The organism is Tabrizicola sp., from assembly GCF_030694085.1.
In the GTDB taxonomy this organism is placed as follows: domain Bacteria; phylum Pseudomonadota; class Alphaproteobacteria; order Rhodobacterales; family Rhodobacteraceae; genus Tabrizicola.
Genome location: NZ_JAUXZE010000093.1, coordinates 63,285 through 85,787 on the forward strand (window position 1 = coordinate 63,285; position 22,503 = coordinate 85,787).

Consider the following 22,503-nt stretch of genomic DNA (forward strand, 5'->3'; position numbering starts at 1 on the left):
AGCGCGGTTTGCAGGCAAAACATTCCCCACTTTGAAACTCTCATCCGGTCCCTCTGGGCCGCGCCGCTGCTTTCGCCTATCCGTGCTGTCGACTGCCATGACAGGAGACAGACCAGATGCTGAAGCACCGCGGTTTTCCCGGCCGGATGCCGGGCACCGATTTCCAGTTCACCATCCGCCGCGCCAACGTGAAAGAGGGTGCGACCAAGATCATCAAGCGCGAACGCTACAAGGACCGCAAGCACGTGGACCGGCTGGCGGATGCGGCGTTCATGGCGGCGCTCTGGCAGTATTTCGGGGAAGAACCGTTCGAGCGGGGCAATCTGGACGCCGGTCGGCTGTCCTGGCTTTTCGGACGCGAAGTGGTAGCGGCCGAGGATCCGTTCGATCCCTGTTCCTATGAGGCGCTGCTGAAGATCGACGCAAAGCGCGCCGAGGCGGCCTTTCCGCAGGTCTTTGCGCCGGATGCCCCCGACGCACTGACCGATGACTGGGACGAGGAGGAGGACTAGGCATGAAATTGCCGACGCCCCTTTCGTTTTGGCATGGTTTTGCCCACGGCCTTGGCGTCGTTTGCAACGTGTTTGCAATGACGGCTTTGCCGCGCCATTGTTTCTGTGCGGGTCAATGGCAGTCAGGTCATGGCACGCGCAGTCAACGTTGTTACCCTTCCCCTTCCCTTCGGTCCGGCCCGTCCCAGGCCGGACCGATCCTTATGCGCCGGTCCTCGGTGCAGGGTGACGATTGCGTGGGCCGCCTTAGAAACTGCTTCCAAATCCGTGATGTTGCGGTAGAATCCGGCGCAATAACAACAAACCAACGAGGCAGTACCCCATGCGCAAGTCGCTTATCGTCTTTGCTATACTTTCCACGTCCCTGGCCGGCTGCATGCAGGACCCGGCAACGCGCGGCATGGCCGGCGCGGCGGCTGGCGCTCTGGTCGCCGATGCTCTGGACGAAAACATGCTGGCCGGCGCGGCGCTTGGCGGGATGGCGGGTCTTGCCACCTGCGGCATCGAACTTGGCCTGCCGCCCTGCCGCTCGGGCTATTAAGCTAACCGCTTTCGGGCGGGTTCAAACCGACACAAGGACCATCCGGGCCGCCCGCCCGGGTGGTCCTTTTTCTTTGTGCCTGATGGGGGGAGCCGATGTTTGACAAGATCCTGATCGCCAACCGGGGCGAAATTGCCTGCCGTGTGATCAAGACGGCCCGGAAGATGGGGATCAAGACGGTGGCGGTCTATTCCGACGCCGACCGCAATGCACTGCATGTGCAGATGGCGGACGAGGCGGTGCATATCGGGCCGCCCCCCGCCGCGCAGTCCTATATCGTGATCGACAAGATCATGGACGCCATTCGCAAGACCGGCGCGCAGGCGGTGCATCCCGGTTATGGTTTCCTCTCCGAGAACATGAACTTCGCCGCTGCGCTGGAGGCGGAGGGCGTGGTCTTCGTCGGCCCACCGTCCCCTGCCATCGAGGCGATGGGGGACAAGATCACCTCGAAGAAACTGGCGATGGAGGCGGGGGTGTCCACGGTTCCCGGCTATATGGGCCTGATCGCGGATGCCGACGAGGCGGTGAAGATCTCGGGCCAGATCGGCTATCCGGTGATGATCAAGGCGTCGGCGGGTGGCGGCGGCAAGGGGATGCGGATCGCCTGGAACGAGGGTGAGGTGGCCGAGGGCTTCCAGTCGTCGAAGAACGAGGCGGCCGCTTCGTTTGGCGATGACCGGATCTTCATCGAAAAGTTCGTGACCCAGCCGCGTCACATCGAAATTCAGGTCCTGGCCGACAAGCACGGCAACTGCGTCTACCTGCATGAACGCGAATGTTCGATCCAGCGCCGGAACCAGAAGGTCATCGAAGAGGCACCCTCGCCGTTCCTGGACGAGGCGACGCGGAAGGCGATGGGCGAACAGGCCTGCGCGCTGGCCAAGGCCGTGGGCTACACCAGCGCCGGGACGGTGGAGTTCATCGTCGATGGCAACCGCAACTTCTATTTCCTTGAAATGAATACCCGTTTGCAGGTTGAACACCCGGTGACGGAGCTTATCACCGGGGTCGATCTGGTCGAACAGATGATCCGGGTCGCCAATGGCGAACCGCTGCCCTTCAAGCAGTCCGACCTCAAGATCCACGGCTGGGCGATGGAAAGCCGGCTGTACGCCGAGGACCCGTATCGCAACTTCCTGCCCTCCATCGGGCGGCTGACCCGCTACCGGCCCCCGGTCGAGGGCAAGACCGCGCGCGGCGGGATCGTGCGCAACGATACCGGCGTCTACGAGGGCGGCGAGATCAGCATGTTCTACGACCCGATGATCGCCAAGCTGTGCACCTGGGGTCCGACCCGCGCCGATGCCATCGAAGAGATGCGGCTGGCGCTGGACACCTTCGAGGTGGAGGGGATCGGCCACAACCTGCCGTTCTGTTCTGCCGTGATGGACCACCCGCGCTTTGCCAGCGGCAACATTACCACCGCCTTCATCGCCGAGGAATACGAGGGCGGTTTCGCCGGGGCCACGCTGGACTCCAGCCTTCTGCGCCGGGTCGCGGCGGCGGCGGCGGCGATGAACCGGGTGGCGGAAATCCGGCGCACGCGGATTTCGGGGACTATGGACAACCATACGCGCCGGGTGGGCGACGATTGGGTCGTCACGCTCCAGGGGATCAACTGGCCGGTGACGATCAAGGCTGATCCGGCCGGGTCCACCGTGGTCTTCGAGGACGGGACCGACCTGCGGGTGGAAAGCGACTGGACCCCTGGGCAGCCCCTGGCCCGCCTGACCGTGGGCGGAGAGCCCCTGGTCATCAAGACGGCAAAGGTGCCGATGGGCTTTCGCATGCGGCTGCGCGGCGCGGACCTGAAGGTTCATGTCCAGTCGCCGCGTCAGAAGGCGCTGACTGGACTGATGCTGGAAAAGGCCCCGCCGGACACCTCGAAGTATCTGCTGTGTCCGATGCCGGGTCTGGTGGTGAAGATCGCGGTCGCGGAAGGGGACGAGGTGCAGGAAGGCCAGGCCCTTGCGACGGTCGAGGCGATGAAGATGGAGAACATCCTGAAAGCCGAGCGCCGGGGCGTGGTCAAGACCATCAAGGCCAGCGCCGGGGCGAGCCTGAAGGTCGACGATGTCATCATGGAGTTCGAATGATGCCGGGCGGGTCCGGCTGGGGTGCGGAGTTTTCGAAAACTCCGCCCTATCGCCCAGCCGGGCTTTTCTCCAGCGACTCGGACCGGGCAATCGGCATCTTGTCGATGGAGTTGACGATCTCGCGCCCGTCCCAGGGCAGGGGTTTGCGGATCATCGGCTTCCAGTCCTTGTCCATCAGGACCAACGAGAAGCCCCGAGGCCGCAGCTTCTTTCGCAAGTCGCTGGGGTTCGCGGGGTCGGTGTCGGTGATCAGGATAACGTCGCGAGCGTCCAACTCGGCGTAATAGCGCTTCAATAGCTCCATCTGCCGCACGAAGGCAGGGTCATTGGCGCTGTCGGCGAAGACGACGACCGGACGGCGAAGGAAGAGAAGGTCGGTTTCGACCACCTCCAGGGCAGGGACCGGGGCGAAGGTGGAAGGGACTGCAGGGGCCTCATCGGCCCCCGCAGGAAAGGCAAGCGCCGGAAGGCAAAGGGCCAGGACGGCGAGGAACGGACGACGGGCGATAAGCTGCATGGCCCTGATATAGGGGGCTTTCGGCAAAAGCCCAAGCGCGCGGAAGCGTCGCGGATTGGAGAAAGTGATGACGGACCTGAAGGCATGGGAGGCGCTGGCCTCGAAAGAGTTGAAGGGCAAGGGTGCGGAGACCCTGAACTGGCAGACGCTGGAGGGGATCACGGTCAAGCCGCTGTATACGGCGGCGGACGTGCAGGGCCTGCCGCAGATGGGCGAGTTGCCGGGCGTGGCACCCTTCACGCGGGGGGTGCGGGCGACGATGTATGCCGGGCGGCCCTGGACGATCCGGCAGTATGCCGGGTTCTCGACCGCTGAGGAGTCGAACGCGTTTTACCGGAAGGCCTTGGCTGGGGGCCAGCAGGGGGTGTCGGTGGCCTTCGACCTGGCGACGCATCGGGGCTATGACTCGGACCATCCCAGAGTGGTGGGGGATGTGGGCAAGGCCGGGGTCGCCATCGACAGCGTCGAGGACATGAAGATCCTGTTCGACGGCATCCCGTTGGAAAAGATCAGCGTTTCCATGACGATGAACGGGGCGGTGATCCCGATCCTGGCGAACTTCATCGTGGCGGGGGAAGAGCAGGGGGTCAGCCGGGCGGACCTGTCGGGGACGATCCAGAACGACATCCTGAAGGAATTCATGGTGCGGAACACCTATATCTATCCGCCCGAGCCTTCGATGCGGATCATCGCGGATATCATCGAGTTTACGTCCGCCGAGATGCCGAAGTTCAACTCGATCTCGATCTCTGGCTACCACATGCAGGAGGCGGGCGCGAACCTGGTGCAGGAACTGGCCTTCACGCTGGCGGACGGGAAGGAATACGTCCGCACCGCCATCGAGCGCGGGATGGACGTGGATGACTTTGCGGGGCGGCTGTCGTTCTTCTTTGCCATCGGGATGAACTTCTTCATGGAGGTCGCCAAGCTGCGCGCCGCGCGGATGCTGTGGCACCGGATCATGGACGGGTTCGGGGCGAAAAAGACCTCCAGCCTGATGCTGCGGACGCATTGCCAGACTTCCGGCGTCAGCTTGCAGGAGCAGGACCCCTACAACAACGTCATCCGCACGGCCTATGAGGCGATGGCGGCTGTCTTGGGCGGCACACAGTCGCTGCACACCAACGCTCTGGACGAGGCGATTGCGCTGCCGACCGAGTTTGCGGCGCGGATTGCACGGAATACTCAGCTGGTGCTGCAAGAGGAGACGGGGATCACCCATGTCGTCGATCCGCTGGCGGGGTCCTATTACGTCGAGAGCCTGACCAACCAGTTGGCCGAGGAGGCCTGGAAGCTGATCGAGGAAGTCGAGGCGATGGGGGGCATGACCAAGGCGGTGGCCTCGGGCATGCCAAAGCTGCGGATCGAGGAGTCGGCGGCGCGGCGGCAGGCGATGATCGACCGGGGCGACGAGGTGATTGTCGGGGTCAACAAGTACCGCAAGGACAAGGAAGATCCGATCGACATCCGCGACATCGACAACGGCGCGGTGCGTGAGGCTCAGGTCGCGCGGCTGAAGACGGTGCGGGCTGGCCGCGATGAGGTGCGGGTGCAAGCGGCGCTGGTGGAGTTGACGCGGCGGGCGGGTGAGGGTGGCAACCTTCTGGAAGCGGCGGTGGAGGCGGCCCGTGCCAGGGCCTCGGTCGGGGAGATTTCTGACGCGATGGAAAAGGTGTTCGGGCGGCATCGGGCCGAGGTGAAGACGCTGGCCGGGGTCTATGGCGCGGCCTATGAGGGCGACGCGGGGTTCGAGGCGATCCAGCGGGACGTGGAGGCCTTTGCCGAGGCAGAGGGGCGGCGGCCGCGCATGCTGGTCGTCAAGATGGGGCAGGACGGGCACGACCGGGGGGCCAAGGTGATCGCCACGGCTTTTGCCGACATCGGGTTCGATGTGGATGTGGGGCCGCTGTTCCAGACGCCCGAGGAAGCGGCTCAGGATGCCATCGACAATGATGTGCATGTGATCGGGATTTCATCCCAGGCAGCGGGGCACAAGACGCTGGCCCCGGTGCTGATCGAGGAGCTGAAACGCCGCGGGGCGGGGGATATTCTGGTCATCTGCGGGGGGGTCATTCCGCAGCAGGACTATGATTTCCTGAAGGGGGCCGGGGTGAAGGCGATCTTCGGGCCGGGGACCAACATTCCGGCGGCCGCGAAAGAGATCCTGGATCTGATCCGCGCGGCAAGGGCGTGATCTGTCCACGCAGGACAGGGCATGCGAACGCCGCGGAATCAATGGCTTGCCTGTGGACATTCAGGGATCGTTAACCTGAATTCGGTGGCCAAGCCGACGGGTTGTCCCGTCGCGATCAGGCCGGGGCCACCCGGGCGAAGATGCCGATGCAGTCGTACTTGCGGTCCGGCGGCACCCGCGCCGAGCGGGCGATAAGCGCGAGGGAGTTCAACAGGCTGCGGCGCGGACTGGCGACGCCCTGTTCAGCCAGCATGGCGTGGATCTGGTTCTCCCAGGCGCGCCAGCCGGTGCTGAAGTGCCGGGTGTAGCCGTGGTGGTTCAGGTCGAAGACCGTCAGTCCGGCGGCCTTGCACAGGCCGGTCAGCGAGGACCTGGTGAAGAAATGCAGGTGCCGGGGTACATCCAGCATCTCGGAAATCGGCGCGAGGCTCTGGAAGTAGACCGAACCGCAGTTCGGCACCTCACAGTAAAGGATGCCAGTCGGCGACAGGAGGTTGCGGATTGACGTCAGGGCCTTCAGCGGGTCGCGGCAATGTTCCAGCACATGCGTCAGGGTGACCAGGTCGAAGCGCTGGCCCGCCAGGGCGTCGGGCAAATCCTCGGCGGTGCCAGGCAGCACATCAAGCCCCTTCGAGGCCGCAACGGCGCGCGCCTTCGGGTCAGGCTCGACCGCAACCAGCCGACGCCCGCCACCCGCCAGCGCCGCAAGGAAGTCACCATTGCCGCAACCGATGTCGAGAACCGACTGCGCCCCCGGTGCCCGCCCAAGGAGGCCCTGTGCGTCCATCAAGGTGCCGCTGTCGTTGAGATAGGCGCATTTTTGCAGCACCCGGTCCATCAGGCCCGGCTTGACGTCCGGCATGTGCGAGGTGCCGCTGGTATAGTAGGCAGAGAGGTCATAGGCCCCAATCAGCGCCGCGTCGTCCGGCTGGCGAAGGGTCGTGCCAAGGTCGCAGGCGTCGCACCAGACCAGCGATCCCGTCCCAACCGGCGCGCGCTTCTTGGCATCGACCGGCATGGTCAGCCAAGGCCGGAGACGGGGTGTCGGTGTGCCGCAAAGCGGGCAGTGATCTGCCTTGGCTGTCATGGCTGAGGCCCCTGAGACTGGTGCTTGCTGGTCTTCTGTTCCCTTCCCCGTGCCGCGATGGCGACCCAGGCCCTTCATAGGATCACGTGGGGTGATGCCGTCGTGTTTTCAAGGCAAAGGCCAGTGGTTGGAGAGGAACCAGTCAGACGGGACGCTGCGCAAGGTCGGCGGTCGGGACAAGCGGCCCGACCCTATGCCCTAAAGCTCGATCTCGCCGTTCGGGCCGGGTTGGGGTTCGGCCTTGGGTTCCGGTTCCGACCTGGGATTGGTCTTGGGCGACGGCGGCGCGTTGCGGCGGATCAGGATGTCGCCGTTCGGCAGAATGACGGGCATGTCGTAGTTGGTGAAATCGTCGACGATGGCGAAAAGCTCGGTGATCTTCGGGCCGATCTCTTTGCCAAGCGCATCAAGCGCAGGTTTCATCTCTTCCAGCGCCTGGCTCATCTCGTCAAGCGCAGGCTGCGCTTCGGTCATGAGACCGCGGAAGAGAAGCTTCATCCCTTCTTCCATCAGGCTGAAGCCGTCTTCATCGGCCAGCGGGGCAGGGGTGGTGTCGGCCTCCTGCGCAAGCGCGGGGGCGGCGGCAAGGATCAGGGCGAGTGCGAGTTTCATGGCTTGCATATGGGAAGCCCCTTTGCCCGTTTCAAACCCCCGGTGGCAAGTCCACGGTTACGGGAAAATGGTCCGAGGCCTGCAACAGCGCCTCGCTTAGTTCGGGGATCTGCATGATGTGGGGATCGTCGAACGGATGCCATATCCGCCACTCTGGCTGCCGGACGGCCAGGTCCGGCGAGACCATGACGAAATCCAGCAGCGCCTCGAAGAACCGTTTCTGCGGCGCAAGGTAGAAGCGGGCGGTGGTGGGCGTCACGCCGACGCGGCTTTGCAGCGCCATCGCGGCATGAGGATCGGTCAGCTGCAGCTTGGGGTCGGGCGTGGTGCCAAGGACGATCTCGACCCCGGAATGTCCGAAAAGTTTTTCGAATTCGTCGATGCCGGGACCGTCGTTGAAATCGCCCATCACGATCAGGCTTTCCTGGGCGGCAAGGTGCGCCTCGACCCGCTGGCGCAGCCAGAGGCACTGCGCAAGCTGCTTGCGGCGGTTCTCGATCGAGAGGCGGATCTGTGCTTCGCGCCCGACCGCACCGTAGGGGTTCTTCGACTTGGCATGGACGCCGATCAGCCGCAGTTTCGTTCCGCTGGCGGTGGTCACGGCCAGTTCGAGAGGGGGCTTCGAAAAGCGGATGGATTCCGAGACGTTGTCGGCGTCAAGGTCGTAGCGGAAGGTGGTGTCGAAGCGCGGCGCCTCGTGCGAGCCGTGGCTGGTCGAGGGCGTGCCTTGCGGGTCGTGGTGGGCGGACAGGCGGTCGGGGTCGTAAAGGAAGGCAATTTCCTGTTCGGTTTCCGAGGGAAACCCGATGAGGGCCTTGTGCGCCCGCAGCCCGTAGGTCCGGGCGAAGTTTTCCAGCGCCCGCACCGTCGAGCGTCTGCCGTTGGTGTCGGGGGCTTCGATGATGACGATGCCGTCGGCGTCAAGGGCCGCGAAGACGATGCCCAGGGCGCCAAGCTGTTCGCCGCGGCTAAGCTTGTAGCGGCTTGACGGTGCCCCGTCTTCCAAGAGCCGTCCGCGATCGTCGAAAAGTGCGTTGAACCATTCGACGTTGTAGGTCGCAAGCCGCAGGGGCCGGGGGGTCATGCGGCCTCCCTTGCCGAGATTTCGCGCCAGGCTTCGTTGATAAGCTGCAACCGGCGTTCGGCCAGTTTCATCGCCTCGGGCGGGACGCCGCGGGATTGCAGGACGTCGGGGTGGGTGTCGCGGACAAGGTCGCGCCAGGCCTTGCGGGCCTCGGTCTTGCTGGCATCGCGTGGCAAGCCGAGGACGTCGAAGGGGTCGCGGGGCGCGCCTTCGACAAGACGCGAGCGGACGATGTTGAAGCAGCGGTCGTCCAGGCCGAATTCATCGGCGACGTGGGCAAGGAAGGCGTCCTCGCCCGAATGGTAGGAGCCGTCGGCGATGGCGATCTGGAACAGGGCCTCGAGGATGTCGACAAGGACATGGTGATCGTCGGCGCAGATCCGGTGGCCATCGGGGTTGAAGAGCCGGGCGATCTTGCGGGCATAGGCGTCAAAACCCGCGACGTCCTGGCGGGCGAGGTCGAAGACCCGGGCGGCGTGCTGCTCCTCGCCCTCGGGGAAGGTGAAGATCCGGCGGAAGGCGGTGACCTCGTCGCGGGTCACGGTGCCGTCGGCCTTGGCCATCTTGGCGCCAAGGGCAAGGACGGCGATGGTGAAGCCGATGGACTGTTCCGGCGCAGGGTCGTTGAGCAAGCGGTCGAAGACGACGGACAGCGGCTCGCCCTTGGCAAGGGCGGCGAGGGCCTCGGTGATGCGGGTCCAGATCGACATGGCTGCGACTTTATCGCGGTCAGTGGCGGATGTCAGAGGATTTTCTGCATGAGCACAAGGTCGATGTGGCGGCCGAACTTGAAGCCCGCTTCGGGGATGGTGGCGATGTGGCGGTAGCCGACCCGTTCGTGGAAGGCGCGGCCGTCGGGATTTTCGCCCGAGACGGCGGCGATCATCTGGTGGGCGCCCTGCACGCGGGCGTGGTCCTCGATCGCAGCCATCAGCGCCCGGCCGATCCCCCGGCCCTTGGCCTGGGGGGCCAAAGTGATGGAGTGTTCCATGCAAGTCCGGTAGCCCTCGCCGCCGCGGAACTGGCCGTAGCTGGCCTGTCCGAGCAGATCGCCGTCCTGCACTGCGACCAGGAAGGCGTGGCCGGCTGCGGCCTTGCTGGCGATCATGCCCAGAATGTCGTCCTCGGACTTCGGCACCGGGTTGAAGGTGACGGCGGTGGTCTCGATCCAGGGGTTGAGAAGCGCGGCGATGGCTTTGGCGTCGGCGGGTTCGGCGGGGCGGATCATGTCAGGACGCGGGGGCCGTGCGGCGTGTCGAACGTCGCGCGGAGCGAGCGGTAGGGGCCAAGCTGGATATGCAGTCTGGGGTCGGCAAGGCTGGTCAGGGCGTTTTGCAGGGCGGGCGCGTCGGGGTGGGTGATCTCCAGCCGCGCAAGGCGGATGCCGTGGTCACGCAGGGTCCGCGCGGGGTGAAGGTCGCCCTGCCACTGGATCAGCGCGGGGAAGCAGTTGTCGAAGGGCAGCTTGCCGGTGTCCGGCACGGCAAAGCGCCAGCGGTAGTCGCCGCGGGCAAGGTCGGTCGCAGCGCCGGTGCCGGAGGGCGCCTTGGCCAGGGCCGCGTCAAGATCGTCGGTGCGGCAGATCCAGTTGGTCAGGCGCGCGGCACCCTGGAAATGGTCAAGGTCGAACCAGCGGGGATGAGCGGGCCGTGCAGACGCGGGGTCGGTGGCGATGACTTCGAGGTAAAGGTCGCCAAGGCTGAGGAGGCGGTTGTGCGTGCCCATCTGGGGATGCTTGCCCCCGCCGGCCAGCGGCACGCCAAGCGCCATCTCGACCCAGGCTGCGCCGTCTTCCAGCGTGGCGGCGGAAACCGCCAGATGATCAAGGCGCAGCATCACTCGGACGCCTTCAGGACAACCTTGGTCTGCCCCTTCAGGGCCAGGGCCAGTGCGGCAAAGCGGGCCTGGGCCACCTCGCCGAAGAGGCCAAGGCCGTCCTCGGTCAGGGCCAGGGTCAGCTGGCGCTTCTTCTGGTTCCAGCGCAGTTCCCCCGCCTGCGACGGATCGCCGATCGAGAACATCGCGCCGAAGCGCATGGCTTTGCCCAGGGCCTCGGCCTCCTGGATGTCGGTTTCGCTGAGCAGGCGGAACAGCGGCTCCATCCGGCTGCCGGAGCGGCTGTTCTTGTAGCGGTGCAGCAGGGCGAGGCCCAGAAATACCCGACCGGGGTGGTCAAGGCCGCCAAGGTTCGCGCGGGTCGCATTGTCGAAGCAGGCTTCGGCGCGGTAGTCGGGGTGAGCGCGCCAGGTGGTGTCGTGCAAGAGGCATGCGGCCTTGATAAGGCGCAGGCGATCCTCGGCCGCACCCTTGAAGATCGGTTCGAGGAAGGCGAAGAGCTTCTTGCCGAAGCCGGGGATGCGGGCCTGGGTGAGTTCCGTCATCCGTGCGGCTTCGATCAGCGGATCGCGGGCGCGCAGGCGCTCGGGCATCTGTTCGAACAGAAGCCCCTCGCGGATGCCGTAGGCCGATATGTCGATTTCGGACGGTTTCAGCAATCGAAGCATCTCGCGCAGGACCTCGCAGGCCAGCGGGACCAGTTCCATCCGTTCGGCGCTGGTGCCGGTTCGGCCGCGCAGTGCGGGCAGGTCGGTGGTCTGCAGCCAGTCGAGCGTGGCCAGCAACCCCTCGGGCGTCATGCGGTATTCGTGCAGGACGGTCAGCGGGTAATTCCGCCGCTCCATGTCCAGCCGTGCAATGACCCGCCAACTGCCGCCGACCAGATAGATGCGGTCGCCTTCGGGCCGGATCTCGCGGGCGGCGGCCTCCAGGATCGTGTCGATGTGCGCCTTGCGCTTCTTCGGATCGGCCGAGATCTGTTGCAGGCGGAAGGGGCCAAGCGGGGTGGAAACCCGCTTGCCGACGCGGCCGTTGCCGATGCGCGCCAGTTCCATCGAGTTGCCACCGATGTCGCAGACGATGCCCTTGGCATCCGGCCAGCCCAGAAGGACCCCCTGGGCCGAAAGCCGCGCCTCTTCGTCGCCGTCGATGACGTGCAGCTTCAGCCCGGTCTCGCGCAGGACACGGGCCTGGAATTCGGGGCCATCTTCCGCCTCACGCGTGGCGGCGGTGGCGACGACGGTGAACGGGGCGATGTCCATGCCTTTGGCCAGCAGGGAAAACCGCTTCAGGGCGGCTACGGCGCGTTCCTTGCCTTCCGGGTTCAGCCGCCCGGTCTGCGCGAGGCCCTTGCCCAGGCCGCACATGATCTTTTCGTTGTAGAAGTAGGCCGGGCTGCGGGCCGCGCCATCAAAGACCACCATGCGGACTGAGTTCGATCCGACATCGACCACGCCGACCCGCGACAGGGCACGGGCCGAAGGGTCGTCGAACAAGGGTTTGCCGAAGGGGCCCCAGTCGCCCGCGTCATCATCATCGTCGGGAAGCGCGGCTTTTCCGTCTGCGGCCATGAGAAGAATCCCCCGGGGTCTTGCGGCGGCATCGTGCAAGCCTGCGTTGGCAGGGTCAACCGCCGGGCTGTGTGTCGGTTCCGTCTAGCGCTTGTTGGGCTTGGGCGTGGGCTTCTGGCCGATGGCGCGTGCAGCCTCGGCGGCGGCGCGCAATTCCTCGGCGATTTCCTCGGCTTCTTCGGGGTCGAAGTCGAGCGGCAGTTCGATCCCGCCCTCGGCCTCGACGTAGATGCGGACCATGCCGGCGTCGGTCGGCCCGATCTGCAGGTTTGCCGCGATCTCGCTGGAGTTGTTGATGCCCATGATCCGTGCTCCCAACTTTGCGGCGGGGGTAGCGGGCGAGGCGGTGCGGCGCAAGGAAAAACCGTCCGGGCGGGCTGGCAAAGGTGCTTGCAATTCGGGGGGAGGGGGGCTAAATCGCCCCGCGAGTGCAGCCTTAGCTCAGTTGGTTAGAGCACCAGATTGTGGATCTGGGGGTCCCCCGTTCGAGCCGGGGAGGCTGTACCATTCTCTCCTTTCTTCCATCTGTCAGTCGGTCCCGGCGTTGGCTGGTTGCAGCGCGATGATGCGCCGCAAGAGGTCGATAGGACAGGACGTCCTGCAGGTCGAAGGTGGGCGAGCCTGGACAAGAAATTCGACGGGACGCCGGGGGGTGAAGTGACGCAGGGCGGACCGGGAACCTGCCCTGTCGCCAGTGGTTCTTGAACCAATGGCGCACCACTGGCGACCCCCGGGGATACTGGGTGGAAAGCGCGAACGCGCCAAACCAGCCCTTTCAGCTGAACAACCTGCCGTGTGGCGTGTTCTCACCTTGCGAGGAGGAGCCGCGATGCGGGGTGGCGCTGTGCTGACCGCCCCCTGTCGCCGTCCTTGGCAGCGAGACGTCGTGGACGCCTGTCGCTGCCCGTTGACAGAATCTGCCCGCAGCCTCAGAAGCGCGGGGCCTTCTGCGTGCCGACCGGGATTTCGCCGCCATGACCCGTCCTGCCGACGACCAGAGCTTTCAGCGTGCCTCGGCGGTCATCCCGCGCGGCGTGGCGCATTTCCACCTGTCAGGACCAGTCGCCACCCGGGACTTCGCCTTCCTCGCCTTGCCGCGCTTTACGCTGCTGGCTTTCTCGTCGGCCATCGAGCCGTTGCGGATCGCCAATCAGCTGACGCAGCAGCCGTTGTACCGCTGGCGGCTGGTCAGCATGGACGGGGGGGCGGTCGAAAGTTCGGCCGGGGTGCGGATCGAGGTGGATCAGGGGTTGCAGCCCCTGGGCCGCGAGACGACGGCCATCGTCTGTTCGGGCACCGACGCCAGCCAGGCGGCAGATCGCAAGGTACTGGGTTGGCTGCGTGATCATGCGAGGAAGGGCGGCGGCTTGGGCGCGATCTGCACCGGGGCCTATACGCTGGCACGCGCGGGGCTTCTGGGCGACGACAGCCCGGCCGTCCACTGGGAGAACCGCCCGGCCTTCCGCGAGCTTTTCGACGTGGAGCCGCTGCAACAGATCTATGTCATCGGCCGCAAGCATTTCTCGTGCGCGGGCGGCGAGGCTGGGGTCGACCTGATGCTGGCGCTGATTGCCCAGGACCACGGGCAGAAGCTGGCGGATGCCGTGGCCGAGATGTGCCTGCACAGCCGCCGGCGCGAGGCGAACGCCACGCAGAAGGCCGCCTTTCCCGCGCCGATGGCTGCGCGGCATCCCGCAGTGGCGCGCGTGATTGCCGCGATGAAGGCCAATATCGCCACGCCGCTGGACCGCGAGCAGCTGGCCGGGGTCTTCGGCCGCTCGCCCCGGCACCTGGAGCGCATCTTCCAGTCGGTCCTGCAAGAGACCCCCAAGGGTCACTACCTGGGCCTGCGGCTGGAAGAGGCGCGGAACCTTCTGGCCGACACCACCCTGTCGATCCTTGAGGTGGCAATCGCCACCGGGTTCAACTCGCGGTCCAGCTTTTCGAAAGCCTACCGCAAGCGTTTCGGCACCAGCCCGGCCCGTTACCGCTAGGCCCGCCCTGCGCGACACCGGCGGCGGGCTTCACCCGGACCAGGTCGACAGCTAAGGTGCCCACCCCTAGCTTTCGAGGATTCGCATGAGCCTGACCCAGATCCCCCGCCTGATTGCCACGGAAATCAGCGCGACGCCGCAACAGGTAACGGCGGCGGTGGAGCTTCTGGATGGGGGCGCCACGGTGCCCTTCATCGCGCGCTACCGCAAGGAGGTGACGGGGGGCCTGGACGACACCCAGCTGCGCAAGCTGGAGGAACGGCTGGGTTATCTGCGCGAGCTTGAGGCGCGGCGCGGGGCGATCCTGTCCTCGATCACCGAGCAGGGCAAGCTGACGGATGCCTTGGCGAAATCCATCGCCGGGGCGGTGACGAAGGCCGAGCTGGAAGACATCTACCTGCCCTACAAGCCCAAGCGCCGCACCAAGGCGATGATCGCGCGCGAGGCGGGGTTGCAGGGGCTGGTCGACGCGATCTTGGCGAACCGATCAGCGGACCCAGTGGCTTTGGCGGGCGGGTTCCTGTCCGAAGGCTTCCCGGATGCCAAGGCGGCGCTGGAGGGCGCGCGCGACATCGTGGCCGAGGGGTTGAGCGAGGACGCCGCGCTGCTGGGACGTCTGCGCGACCACATGCGAAAGGTGGGGAAGCTTGCGGCGAAGGTCGTGGCGGGGAAAGAGGCGGCGGGGGCAAAGTTCTCGGACTATTTCGCGCATACCGAGGAGTTTTCCCGCGTGCCCAGCCACCGCGCGCTGGCGATGTTCCGGGGGCGGAACGAGGATTTCCTGACGCTGGACCTGGAGGTGGATGCCGATGCGCCCCGCGGCGAAAGCCCGCCCGAACGGGCCTGTGGGGCGGCGGTGGGGGCCTCGGGGTCGGGTCCGGGAGACAAGTGGCTGCGCGATGCGGCGGCCTGGGCCTGGCGGGTGAAGCTGAAGACCAGCCTTATGCTGGACCTGATGGCTGACCTGCGCGAGGCAGCAGAGGCCGAGGCGATCCGGGTCTTCGCGCGAAATCTGAAGGACTTGCTGCTGGCGGCCCCGGCTGGGGGGAAGGCAACGATGGGCCTCGATCCGGGTATTCGCACCGGGGTGAAGGTGGCCGTCGTGGATGCGACAGGCAAGGTCGTGGCGACGGATACGGTCTATCCGTTCCAGCCGAAGAATGACGTGCGCGGTGCACAGATGGCCATTGCGAAGGCGATCGGGCAGCACGGGGTGAAGTTGATCGCCATCGGCAACGGCACCGCCAGCCGCGAGACGGAAAAGCTCGTCGCGGACCTTCTGGCGCTGCTGCCTGCGGGGGCGGAAAAGCCGACGAAAGTGATCGTGTCCGAGGCGGGGGCCTCGGTCTATTCGGCCTCCGAACTGGCTGCGCGGGAGTTCCCCGATCTGGACGTGTCCTTGCGCGGGGCGGTGTCGATTGCGCGGCGCTTGCAGGACCCGCTTGCCGAACTGGTGAAGATCGAGCCGAAAGCCATTGGCGTGGGCCAATACCAGCATGATGTGGACCAGCACCGGCTGGGCAAGTCGTTGGAGGCGGTGGTGGAAGACGCGGTGAACGCGGTGGGGGTCGACCTGAACACCGCCTCCGCCCCCTTGCTGGCGCGGGTATCGGGGGTGGGACCGGGGCTGGCCGAGGCCATAGTGGCGCATCGGGATCAGAACGGGCCGTTTGCCACGCGGAAGGACCTCTTGAAGGTCGCTCGACTGGGGCCGAAGGCGTTTGAACAGGCGGCGGGATTCCTGCGGATCAGTGGGGGGAAGGAGCCGCTGGATGCCTCATCCGTGCACCCGGAAGCCTATGATGTGGCACGGAAGATCGTTGCGGCCTGCGGACGGGACATCCGGGCAATCATGGGCGATGGGTCGGCGTTGAAATCCTTGAACCCGGCGAGTTTCGTGGACGAACGGTTCGGCCTGCCCACGGTGAAGGACATCCTGTCGGAGCTGGAAAAGCCGGGGCGGGACCCTCGACCCTCTTTCAAGACGGCGACCTTTGCCGACGGGGTGGACGAGATCGGGGATCTGAAACCCGGCATGGTTCTGGAAGGAACAGTGACGAACGTTGCGGCCTTCGGCGCCTTCGTCGACATCGGGGTGCATCAGGACGGGCTGGTGCATGTAAGCCAGCTGTCGGACAGCTTCGTCAAGGACCCGCATGCGGTGGTGAAGGCCGGGGATGTGGTCAAGGTCCGGGTGGTCGAGGTCGACGTGCCTCGCAAAAGGATCGGGCTGACGATGAAGTCGGATGGCGGCGCCAGCGCAAAGGATCAAGCGCGCGAGCGGGGGCCGGGGCCGCAAAAGCCGGTGCGGGGGCCGATGCAGTCGGGGCCTGCGACTGGCGGAAATGCTTTCGCGGATGCGTTGAAGGGCAAGTTCGGGCGGTAGTGGGGGCAAAATCCTGAAGTAAGGATTTTGGCAAATTTCTTCCTCAAGAAATTTGGGTCGCGCCCCGGTCAGGCCGCAGCGCCCCCGACGGTCAGCCCCTGGATCAGCAGCGTCGGCTGGCCGACGCCGACCGGCACCCATTGCCCGGCCTTGCCACAGTTGCCGATGCCGGGGTCAAGCTTCAGGTCGTTGCCGATGGCGCGGATGCCTTTCAGCGCCGTCGCGCCGTCGCCGATCAGGGTGGCACCCTTCACCGCCTCGCCCACGACGCCGTTCCGAACCCGGTAGGCTTCGGTGCAGCTGAACACGAACTTGCCCGACGTGATGTCGACCTGTCCGCCTCCGAAGCCCACGGCATAAAGGCCGTCCTTGAGGCTTGCCACGATCCCGGCAGGGTCGTCCTTGCCTGAAAGCATATACGTATTGGTCATCCGGGGCATGGGGATATGCGCAAAACTTTCGCGCCGCCCGTTGCCTGTGGGGGCCACGCCCATCAGGCGGGCGTTCTGGCGGTCCTGCATGTAGCCCACCAGCACTCCGTCCTCGATCAGCACATTCCTGGCCGATGGCGTGCCCTCGTCATCGATGGAGATACTGCCACGCCGGTCGGGAATTGTGCCGTCGTCAAGGACAGTAACGCCCCTTGAGGCGATCTGTTTCCCTAGAAGACCGGCGAAGGCCGAGGTTTCCTTGCGGTTGAAGTCGCCTTCCAGCCCGTGACCGATGGCTTCATGCAACAGGATGCCGGGCCAGCCGGGGCCGAGAACGACGTCCATCACACCGGCCGGAGCCTCGACTGCGCCAAGGTTGACCTGGGCGATGCGCAGGGCTTCGGCGATCATGGGCTTCCAGGTTTCGGGCGACATCAGCTGCGCAAGACCGTGGCGGCCGCCCTGACCCATGCCGCCCTGTTCGCGGCGACCGTTTTCTTCCAGCATCACGCTGACATTGATCCGGGCCATCGGGCGGATGTCGGCGATCCGGGTGCCCTCGGGGCGGAGGATCTCGACCTCTTGCAGGCTGGCCGAGAGGGTGGCGGAGACCTGCACGACGCGGGGGTCCAATGCGCGGGCATAGGCGTCAATCTCGCGCAGAAGCTCGATCTTCACCGGGAAGGCGGCGTCGGCCATCGGGTCGTCGGCGCGGTAAAGCCGGGTGTTGGTGCCGCGCGGGGGGGCTGCAAGCGTGCCGCCGCCTGCACCCACCGCAAGGCGGGCGGTCTCGGCCGCGCGGCGGAGCGCGGTTTCGGTGATCTCGGTCGAATGGGCGTAGCCGGCAACTTCGCCCCGGACGGCGCGAAGACCAAAGCCTTGCGACGCGTCATAGGTCGCCTGTCGGATGCGGCCATCGTCAAGGACAATGGACTCGGCCCGGCGGCGTTCGAGGAACAACTCGCCATCGTCGGCCCCTTCGGTCGCCGCGCGCAAGGTGGCAAGGGCGGCGGCCTCGTCAAGGTGGGTCTCGAACGGGCGGAAGGGGGCGTCGGTCATGGAAAGGGCTTTCTGGAAGGGCAGGGTGCAGAGATGGGCCGCGGCGGGGACCGGGTCAAGGTGTCACGGCCCGGTCGATGAAATCCGCCCCTTCCGCCCAGGTGGCGGGATCAAACAGGGCCTCATGCCCCACCGGGCCGAGGGAGAGGAAGGTCTTGGGATCCTCTGCGGCGTCGAAGAGGCGGCGGCCGAACCCCGGCGGGATCACCTTGTCGGCCTCGCCATGCAGGATCAGGATCGGCGCGCGGACCGCACCGATGTGGTCGCGCGAACGGAACTGGTCCTTCATCAAGAGACCCACGGGCAGCCAGGGATAGGCCACGCGGGCCAGGTCGACGGCGGCGGAGTAGGGCGCCTCCAGCACCACGGCGCCGACCGGGTTCGCCGCTGCAAGTTGAACAGCGATGCCGGTGCCGAGCGATTCTCCGACCAGGACGATCCTTCCGGGCTGAAGCCCCTGGGTCCGCAGATGGTCATAGGCGGTCTTCGCGTCCGTCAGAAGCCCGGTTTCGCTCGGTGATCCGCTGGAGCCGCCGTAGCCGCGCCAGGACAGAAAGGCCACGCCAAGCCCGCGCGACTGGTAGAAGGCGAAACGGTCGGCGCGGTCTGCGATCTCGCCCCCGTTGCCGTGCAGGAACAGCACGGTGGGCCGATCCGCGCGGGGCGGGCTGGTCCACAGAACGATGGATTCGCCATCCGGGGTGGCAAGGACGACCCGGTCGACGCCGGCAAGACCCACGGCCTGAGGTGCGGGGTCGCGGCGGGTAGGGAAATACTGCAGGTCCCGCTGCCACAGATACATGCCGGACAACAGGGTTGCGTAGAGGACGCCGAAGGTGACGAGGGTCAGCTTTAGGATGGCCAGGGCAGGTATCTCCAAGGGGCAAAGGCGCGATTTGTCGCGACGGTTTTGCTTGTCGCGGTCAAGCTAATATGGTTTGAGGGCCGTGGGAAACAGCGGGATTCTGACCCTTCGTCGGGTCCCTTGAAAGCGGCGCAAAGCCGCGACGTGAACGGGAACAAAAGCATGCGTCTTTCGACAGTGATCGGCGGGATCGCCGCAGCAGGGATGACCACGCTGGTGGCAGGGCCGGCCCTTGCGCAGCAAGCTCTTGAAATCATTGGGCAGCCTGTGCCGGGTGGGATCGACTTCCAGCCCTCGGCGACCGAGCTGAAGCATGACATCGTCTGGCTGGACACGATGATCAACTACATCATCGGCGCAATCGTGATCTTCGTGACCGCGCTTCTGATCTACACGATCGTCCGCTTCAACCGCCGCGCCAATCCGACCCCGGCCCGCTTCACCCACAACAGCCCTCTGGAAGTGGCGTGGACGATCATCCCGATCGTGATCCTGGTCTTCATCGGCGCGTTCTCGCTGCCGATCCTGTTCAAGCAGCAAGAAATTCCAGTGGGCGAGGTCACCATCAAGGCGACCGGCAACCAGTGGTACTGGGCCTACGAATACGTCGACGAGGGCATCGCTTTCGACAGCTACATGATCGGCTCGCCCGCGACCGGCGGCAGCAACATGTTGACCCCCGAGGTCGAGGCGCAGCTGAAGGCCGCGGGCTATGGCAAAGAACAGTTCCTGCTGGCCACCGACACCGCCGTCGTCGTGCCGGTGGGCAAGGTCGTCGTGGTGCAGGTCACCGCCTCGGACGTGATCCATTCCTGGAAGATCCCGGCCTTCGGCGTGATGCAGGATGCGGTTCCCGGCCGCACCGCCGCGCTGTGGTTCAAGGCGGACCAGGAAGGGATCTTCTTCGGTCAGTGCTCGGAAATCTGCGGGCAGATGCACGCCTACATGCCGATCACCGTGAAGGTCGTGTCGGAAGCGGCTTACGCGCAGTGGCTTGAGAAGGCCAAGGCGGGCGATGTCCAGCTTTCCAGCGTGGAAGTCCCGGCTGCGGTCGAAGTGGCCTCGAACGACTGAGGTCAGTCAACAAAAATGCAGGATACGGGGCTTGGCGTGGGTCAGGCCCCTCCTGTCTGAAACGGAACCGTAATGAGCGATACCACAGCATATCAGGGCGCAGGCGCCACCCCGTATGAGCCGGGGTTTGGCGATTATGTGCAGCTTCTGAAGCCCCGCGTGATGTCGCTTGTCGTCTTCACCGCTTTGGTTGGCCTGCTGGTTGCTCCCGTCCATCTGCACCCGGTGGAAGCCTTCTCGGCCATTCTGTTCATCGCACTTGGGGCAGGGGCCTCGGGGGCGCTGAACATGTGGTGGGACGCCGACATCGACGCGGTGATGAAGCGCACGGCGCGCCGTCCGGTCCCCGCCGGCAAGGTCGCCGGGGGCGAGGCGCTGGGACTGGGAATGGCCCTGTCCGGGATCAGCATCGTGATGCTGTGGCTGGCGACGAACTGGCTGGCGGCGGCGCTACTTGCCTTCACGATCTTCTTCTACGCCGTCGTCTATTCGATGTGGCTGAAACGCTCGACCCCGCAGAACATCGTGATCGGTGGCGCGGCCGGTGCCTTCCCGCCGATGATCGGCTGGGTTGCGGCAACGGGCAACGTCTCGGTCGAGGCGTTCCTGATGTTTGCCTTGATCTTCATGTGGACCCCGCCGCACTTCTGGGCTTTGGCGCTGTTCATGAAGGAAGACTACCATACGGCGGGCGTGCCGATGCTGACGGTGACGCATGGCCGCAAGGCGACGCGGGCGCATATCCTGGTCTACACGCTCCTGTTGGTCCCCGTGGCGCTGGGCGCGGCGGTGACTTCGATCGGCGGGCCGTTCACGCTGGCCGTCGCCGTGGTGCTGAACGCCTGGTTCGTCGTCGGTGCCTGGCGCATCTGGCGGCGGGACGAGGCAGTGGCCGAGGCGGACAAGTATGCCGTCGAAAAGGCCTTCTTCCGCTTCTCGCTCCTGTATCTGTTCCTGCATTTCGCGGCCTTCCTAGTGGAGCTGGCGTTGAAATCCGCAGGGCTTGGGGGCTGGTGAGATGACCTTCCGCCCCGAACACGAACTTCACAAACGCCGCTTCAGCCGGAACCTGGGTCTCGGCCTGACGCTGGTGGCTTTTGTGGTGTTGGTCTTTGCGCTGACCGTGGTCAAGGTGCAGCGCGGCGATCCGCTGCAGGGATACGACCATACCTACCAACCGGCCTTGCTGCCGAAGGTGGAGACCCAGCCATGATCTTCCCGCGTCTTCAGGGCAACAACCGGACGCTGGCCCTGCTGGTCTCGATGGTTGTCACGCTGACCTTTACCACCATCGTGATCATACCGCCCTTTTACGACTGGTTTTGCCGCGTCACCGGTTTCGGCGGCACGACCGCAGTCGCGGAAACCGGGGCCGATACGGTGCTGGACCAGACGGTGAAGGTCCGCTTCGACGCCTCGCTGGAACAGGGGATGCCCTGGACCTTCAAGCCGGTCGTCCGCTCGATGGAAGTTCGGATCGGCGAAACCGGTCTGGCCTTCTATGAGGCGCACAACCCGACCGACCGCCCCGTCGCGGGCACGGCCAGCTTCAACGTCTATCCCTATGCGGCTGGCGGCTATTTCACCAAGATCGAATGTTTCTGCTTCACCGAACAGGTGCTGCAACCCGGCGAGACGGTGCAGATGCCGGTCAGCTTCTACGTCGATCCCGCTATGGTCGAGGATATCGAGGGGCAGTTTGTGCACGAGATCGTGCTGAGCTATACCTTCCACGAAACTCCGCTGCCCGATGAACAGGCAGCCCTGCAAACGCCCGCTGCGGACAACGCATCCGTAGTGAACTGAGAAAAGACAAAGAGGGAACCGCCGGCATGGCACACGCAAAGAACCACGATTACCACGTCCTGCCCCCATCGATCTGGCCGTTTTTCGGCGCGGTCGCCGGCTTCGTGATGCTGTTCGGTTCGGTCCTGTGGATGCATGGCTCCGGCCCCTGGCTGGGGCTGATCGGCCTCGCCGGGGTGCTGTACGTCATGTACGCCTGGTGGTCGGAAGTGGTGCATGAAAGCCAGGTCGGGGACCATACCCCGGTCGTCCGCCTGGGCCTGCGCTACGGCTTCATCCTGTTCATCATGTCGGAAGTGATGTTCTTCTCGGCCTGGTTCTGGACCTTCTTCAAGCACCGCCTGTATCCGATGGGGCCGGACAGCCCGGCCATCGACGGTGTCTGGCCGCCCGCCGGGATCGAGACCTTCGATCCCTGGCACCTGCCCTTCATCAACACGCTGATCCTGCTCCTGTCGGGTTGTGCCGCGACCTGGGCACACCACGCCCTGGTGCACGAAAACAACCGCCGCGACCTGGTGAACGGTCTGATCATCGCCATCGGTCTTGGCGTGATCTTCACCGCGATGCAGGCTTACGAATACAGCCACGCCGCCTTCGGCTTTGCCGGGAACATCTATGGCGCGTCCTTCTTCATGGCGACCGGTTTCCACGGCTTCCACGTCATCATCGGCACGATCTTCCTGACCGTCTGTCTGATCCGCGCGCTGAAGGGCCATTTCACCCCGGAAAAACACGTCGGTTTCGAGGCCGCTGCCTGGTACTGGCACTTCGTCGATGTGGTCTGGCTGTTCCTGTTCGCCGCGATCTACGTCTGGGGTCAGGGCTGATCCTC

General features: G+C 65.4%; 22 protein-coding genes and 1 tRNA gene. 12 read left to right on the top strand and 11 right to left on the bottom strand.

What is annotated here, in order from left to right; translation table 11 throughout:
* Positions 1–116 precede the first annotated feature (116 nt).
* From Q8M85_RS21345 to Q8M85_RS21355, 3 genes are all read left to right on the top strand, one after another.
* The gene (locus tag Q8M85_RS21345) at positions 117–512 is read left to right on the top strand and encodes a hypothetical protein (RefSeq protein ID WP_305548495.1); all 396 of its coding nucleotides are present in this window, start codon (positions 117–119) and stop codon (positions 510–512) included.
* 322 nt (positions 513–834) lie between these two features.
* On the top strand, positions 835–1,053 hold the full coding sequence (locus tag Q8M85_RS21350; RefSeq protein ID WP_305548497.1) for a hypothetical protein: 219 nt from the start codon (positions 835–837) through the stop codon (positions 1,051–1,053).
* A gap of 95 nt (positions 1,054–1,148) precedes the next feature.
* Positions 1,149–3,152, top strand: a complete 2,004-nt coding sequence (locus Q8M85_RS21355) for an acetyl/propionyl/methylcrotonyl-CoA carboxylase subunit alpha (RefSeq protein ID WP_305548498.1) — start codon at positions 1,149–1,151, stop codon at positions 3,150–3,152.
* Between the two features lie 46 nt (positions 3,153–3,198).
* Here Q8M85_RS21355 and Q8M85_RS21360 read toward each other — a convergent pair whose 3' ends face one another.
* Positions 3,199–3,669 carry a DUF4174 domain-containing protein gene (locus Q8M85_RS21360; RefSeq protein WP_305548500.1) on the bottom strand — a complete coding sequence of 157 codons (471 nt, stop codon included), beginning with the start codon at positions 3,667–3,669 and terminating at the stop codon, positions 3,199–3,201.
* Between the two features lie 67 nt (positions 3,670–3,736).
* Here Q8M85_RS21360 and scpA point away from each other — a divergent pair, with 67 nt between their 5' ends.
* Entirely contained in the window at positions 3,737–5,863 is a 2,127-nt protein-coding gene (gene scpA / locus Q8M85_RS21365) for a methylmalonyl-CoA mutase (protein ID WP_305548502.1), read from the top strand.
* 115 nt (positions 5,864–5,978) lie between these two features.
* Here the strand turns inward: scpA and Q8M85_RS21370 are convergent, their stop codons facing one another.
* The 8 genes from Q8M85_RS21370 to Q8M85_RS21405 form a co-directional block, all read right to left on the bottom strand.
* Positions 5,979–6,950 carry a bifunctional 2-polyprenyl-6-hydroxyphenol methylase/3-demethylubiquinol 3-O-methyltransferase UbiG gene (locus tag Q8M85_RS21370; protein ID WP_305548504.1) on the bottom strand — a complete coding sequence of 324 codons (972 nt, stop codon included), beginning with the start codon at positions 6,948–6,950 and terminating at the stop codon, positions 5,979–5,981.
* 198 nt (positions 6,951–7,148) lie between these two features.
* The gene (locus Q8M85_RS21375) at positions 7,149–7,562 is read right to left on the bottom strand and encodes a hypothetical protein (protein WP_305548506.1); all 414 of its coding nucleotides are present in this window, start codon (positions 7,560–7,562) and stop codon (positions 7,149–7,151) included.
* Between the two features lie 31 nt (positions 7,563–7,593).
* Complete coding sequence (locus Q8M85_RS21380; protein ID WP_305548508.1) at positions 7,594–8,646, bottom strand: endonuclease/exonuclease/phosphatase family protein; 1,053 nt, start codon at positions 8,644–8,646, stop codon at positions 7,594–7,596.
* Positions 8,643–9,356 (bottom strand): molecular chaperone DjiA, encoded by a 714-nt coding sequence (locus tag Q8M85_RS21385; RefSeq protein WP_305548511.1) that lies wholly within the window; start codon positions 9,354–9,356, stop codon positions 8,643–8,645. Before Q8M85_RS21385 ends, Q8M85_RS21380 begins: the two co-directional genes overlap by 4 nt.
* Positions 9,357–9,388: 32 nt before the next feature.
* Positions 9,389–9,874, bottom strand: coding sequence for a GNAT family N-acetyltransferase (locus Q8M85_RS21390; protein ID WP_305548513.1), 486 nt, complete (start codon positions 9,872–9,874; stop codon positions 9,389–9,391).
* The gene (locus tag Q8M85_RS21395; protein WP_305548515.1) at positions 9,871–10,482 is read right to left on the bottom strand and encodes a VOC family protein; all 612 of its coding nucleotides are present in this window, start codon (positions 10,480–10,482) and stop codon (positions 9,871–9,873) included. Before Q8M85_RS21395 ends, Q8M85_RS21390 begins: the two co-directional genes overlap by 4 nt.
* Entirely contained in the window at positions 10,482–12,053 is a 1,572-nt protein-coding gene (locus Q8M85_RS21400; RefSeq protein ID WP_305548517.1) for a Ppx/GppA family phosphatase, read from the bottom strand. The genes Q8M85_RS21395 and Q8M85_RS21400 overlap by 1 nt, the downstream gene beginning before the upstream one ends.
* Before the next feature lie 84 nt (positions 12,054–12,137).
* The gene (locus Q8M85_RS21405) at positions 12,138–12,356 is read right to left on the bottom strand and encodes a DUF6324 family protein (protein ID WP_305548518.1); all 219 of its coding nucleotides are present in this window, start codon (positions 12,354–12,356) and stop codon (positions 12,138–12,140) included.
* 127 nt (positions 12,357–12,483) lie between these two features.
* On the opposite strand from Q8M85_RS21405, the gene Q8M85_RS21410 reads away from it, so the two are divergent.
* From Q8M85_RS21410 to Q8M85_RS21420, 3 genes are all read left to right on the top strand, one after another.
* Positions 12,484–12,560 (top strand) — tRNA-His (locus Q8M85_RS21410).
* Positions 12,561–13,027: 467 nt separating this feature from the next.
* Complete coding sequence (locus tag Q8M85_RS21415) at positions 13,028–14,047, top strand: GlxA family transcriptional regulator (protein ID WP_305548519.1); 1,020 nt, start codon at positions 13,028–13,030, stop codon at positions 14,045–14,047.
* 85 nt (positions 14,048–14,132) lie between these two features.
* On the top strand, positions 14,133–16,433 hold the full coding sequence (locus tag Q8M85_RS21420; RefSeq protein ID WP_305548521.1) for a Tex family protein: 2,301 nt from the start codon (positions 14,133–14,135) through the stop codon (positions 16,431–16,433).
* Positions 16,434–16,501: 68 nt separating this feature from the next.
* Here Q8M85_RS21420 and tldD read toward each other — a convergent pair whose 3' ends face one another.
* Together tldD and Q8M85_RS21430 are read right to left on the bottom strand one after the other, a co-directional pair.
* The gene (gene tldD, locus Q8M85_RS21425; RefSeq protein ID WP_305548524.1) at positions 16,502–17,923 is read right to left on the bottom strand and encodes a metalloprotease TldD; all 1,422 of its coding nucleotides are present in this window, start codon (positions 17,921–17,923) and stop codon (positions 16,502–16,504) included.
* Between the two features lie 55 nt (positions 17,924–17,978).
* A complete protein-coding gene (locus tag Q8M85_RS21430; protein ID WP_305548526.1) occupies positions 17,979–18,803 on the bottom strand; it encodes an alpha/beta hydrolase in 825 nt (274 codons plus the stop codon).
* Between the two features lie 147 nt (positions 18,804–18,950).
* Between Q8M85_RS21430 and coxB the strand changes: the two genes are divergently transcribed.
* The 5 genes from coxB to Q8M85_RS21455 all read left to right on the top strand — a co-directional run bounded on the left by coxB (position 18,951) and on the right by Q8M85_RS21455 (position 22,498).
* Complete coding sequence (gene coxB, locus Q8M85_RS21435) at positions 18,951–19,862, top strand: cytochrome c oxidase subunit II (protein WP_305548529.1); 912 nt, start codon at positions 18,951–18,953, stop codon at positions 19,860–19,862.
* A 72-nt stretch (positions 19,863–19,934) separates the two neighbouring features.
* On the top strand, positions 19,935–20,879 hold the full coding sequence (gene cyoE, locus Q8M85_RS21440) for a heme o synthase (protein ID WP_305548531.1): 945 nt from the start codon (positions 19,935–19,937) through the stop codon (positions 20,877–20,879).
* A gap of 1 nt (position 20,880) precedes the next feature.
* Positions 20,881–21,075 carry a hypothetical protein gene (locus Q8M85_RS21445; protein ID WP_305548533.1) on the top strand — a complete coding sequence of 65 codons (195 nt, stop codon included), beginning with the start codon at positions 20,881–20,883 and terminating at the stop codon, positions 21,073–21,075.
* Positions 21,072–21,668, top strand: coding sequence for a cytochrome c oxidase assembly protein (locus Q8M85_RS21450; RefSeq protein WP_305548535.1), 597 nt, complete (start codon positions 21,072–21,074; stop codon positions 21,666–21,668). The genes Q8M85_RS21445 and Q8M85_RS21450 overlap by 4 nt, the downstream gene beginning before the upstream one ends.
* Before the next feature lie 26 nt (positions 21,669–21,694).
* Positions 21,695–22,498 carry a cytochrome c oxidase subunit 3 gene (locus Q8M85_RS21455; RefSeq protein ID WP_305548537.1) on the top strand — a complete coding sequence of 268 codons (804 nt, stop codon included), beginning with the start codon at positions 21,695–21,697 and terminating at the stop codon, positions 22,496–22,498.
* Positions 22,499–22,503 lie beyond the last annotated feature (5 nt).

Coding starts and splice junctions, on each gene's coding strand:
- Q8M85_RS21370 (WP_305548504.1), bottom strand. CDS start 6,950: ATGACAGCCAAGGCAGATCACTGCCCGCTTTGCGGCACACCGACACCC.
- Q8M85_RS21390 (WP_305548513.1), bottom strand. CDS start 9,874: ATGATCCGCCCCGCCGAACCCGCCGACGCCAAAGCCATCGCCGCGCTT.
- Q8M85_RS21445 (WP_305548533.1), top strand. CDS start 20,881: ATGACCTTCCGCCCCGAACACGAACTTCACAAACGCCGCTTCAGCCGG.
- coxB (WP_305548529.1), top strand. CDS start 18,951: ATGCGTCTTTCGACAGTGATCGGCGGGATCGCCGCAGCAGGGATGACC.
- Q8M85_RS21420 (WP_305548521.1), top strand. CDS start 14,133: ATGAGCCTGACCCAGATCCCCCGCCTGATTGCCACGGAAATCAGCGCG.
- scpA (WP_305548502.1), top strand. CDS start 3,737: ATGACGGACCTGAAGGCATGGGAGGCGCTGGCCTCGAAAGAGTTGAAG.
- Q8M85_RS21385 (WP_305548511.1), bottom strand. CDS start 9,356: ATGTCGATCTGGACCCGCATCACCGAGGCCCTCGCCGCCCTTGCCAAG.
- Q8M85_RS21455 (WP_305548537.1), top strand. CDS start 21,695: ATGGCACACGCAAAGAACCACGATTACCACGTCCTGCCCCCATCGATC.
- tldD (WP_305548524.1), bottom strand. CDS start 17,923: ATGACCGACGCCCCCTTCCGCCCGTTCGAGACCCACCTTGACGAGGCC.
- Q8M85_RS21415 (WP_305548519.1), top strand. CDS start 13,028: ATGACCCGTCCTGCCGACGACCAGAGCTTTCAGCGTGCCTCGGCGGTC.
- Q8M85_RS21450 (WP_305548535.1), top strand. CDS start 21,072: ATGATCTTCCCGCGTCTTCAGGGCAACAACCGGACGCTGGCCCTGCTG.
- Q8M85_RS21400 (WP_305548517.1), bottom strand. CDS start 12,053: ATGGCCGCAGACGGAAAAGCCGCGCTTCCCGACGATGATGATGACGCG.
- Q8M85_RS21375 (WP_305548506.1), bottom strand. CDS start 7,562: ATGAAACTCGCACTCGCCCTGATCCTTGCCGCCGCCCCCGCGCTTGCG.
- Q8M85_RS21405 (WP_305548518.1), bottom strand. CDS start 12,356: ATGGGCATCAACAACTCCAGCGAGATCGCGGCAAACCTGCAGATCGGG.
- Q8M85_RS21395 (WP_305548515.1), bottom strand. CDS start 10,482: ATGCTGCGCCTTGATCATCTGGCGGTTTCCGCCGCCACGCTGGAAGAC.
- Q8M85_RS21345 (WP_305548495.1), top strand. CDS start 117: ATGCTGAAGCACCGCGGTTTTCCCGGCCGGATGCCGGGCACCGATTTC.
- Q8M85_RS21380 (WP_305548508.1), bottom strand. CDS start 8,646: ATGACCCCCCGGCCCCTGCGGCTTGCGACCTACAACGTCGAATGGTTC.
- cyoE (WP_305548531.1), top strand. CDS start 19,935: ATGAGCGATACCACAGCATATCAGGGCGCAGGCGCCACCCCGTATGAG.
- Q8M85_RS21355 (WP_305548498.1), top strand. CDS start 1,149: ATGTTTGACAAGATCCTGATCGCCAACCGGGGCGAAATTGCCTGCCGT.
- Q8M85_RS21350 (WP_305548497.1), top strand. CDS start 835: ATGCGCAAGTCGCTTATCGTCTTTGCTATACTTTCCACGTCCCTGGCC.
- Q8M85_RS21360 (WP_305548500.1), bottom strand. CDS start 3,669: ATGCAGCTTATCGCCCGTCGTCCGTTCCTCGCCGTCCTGGCCCTTTGC.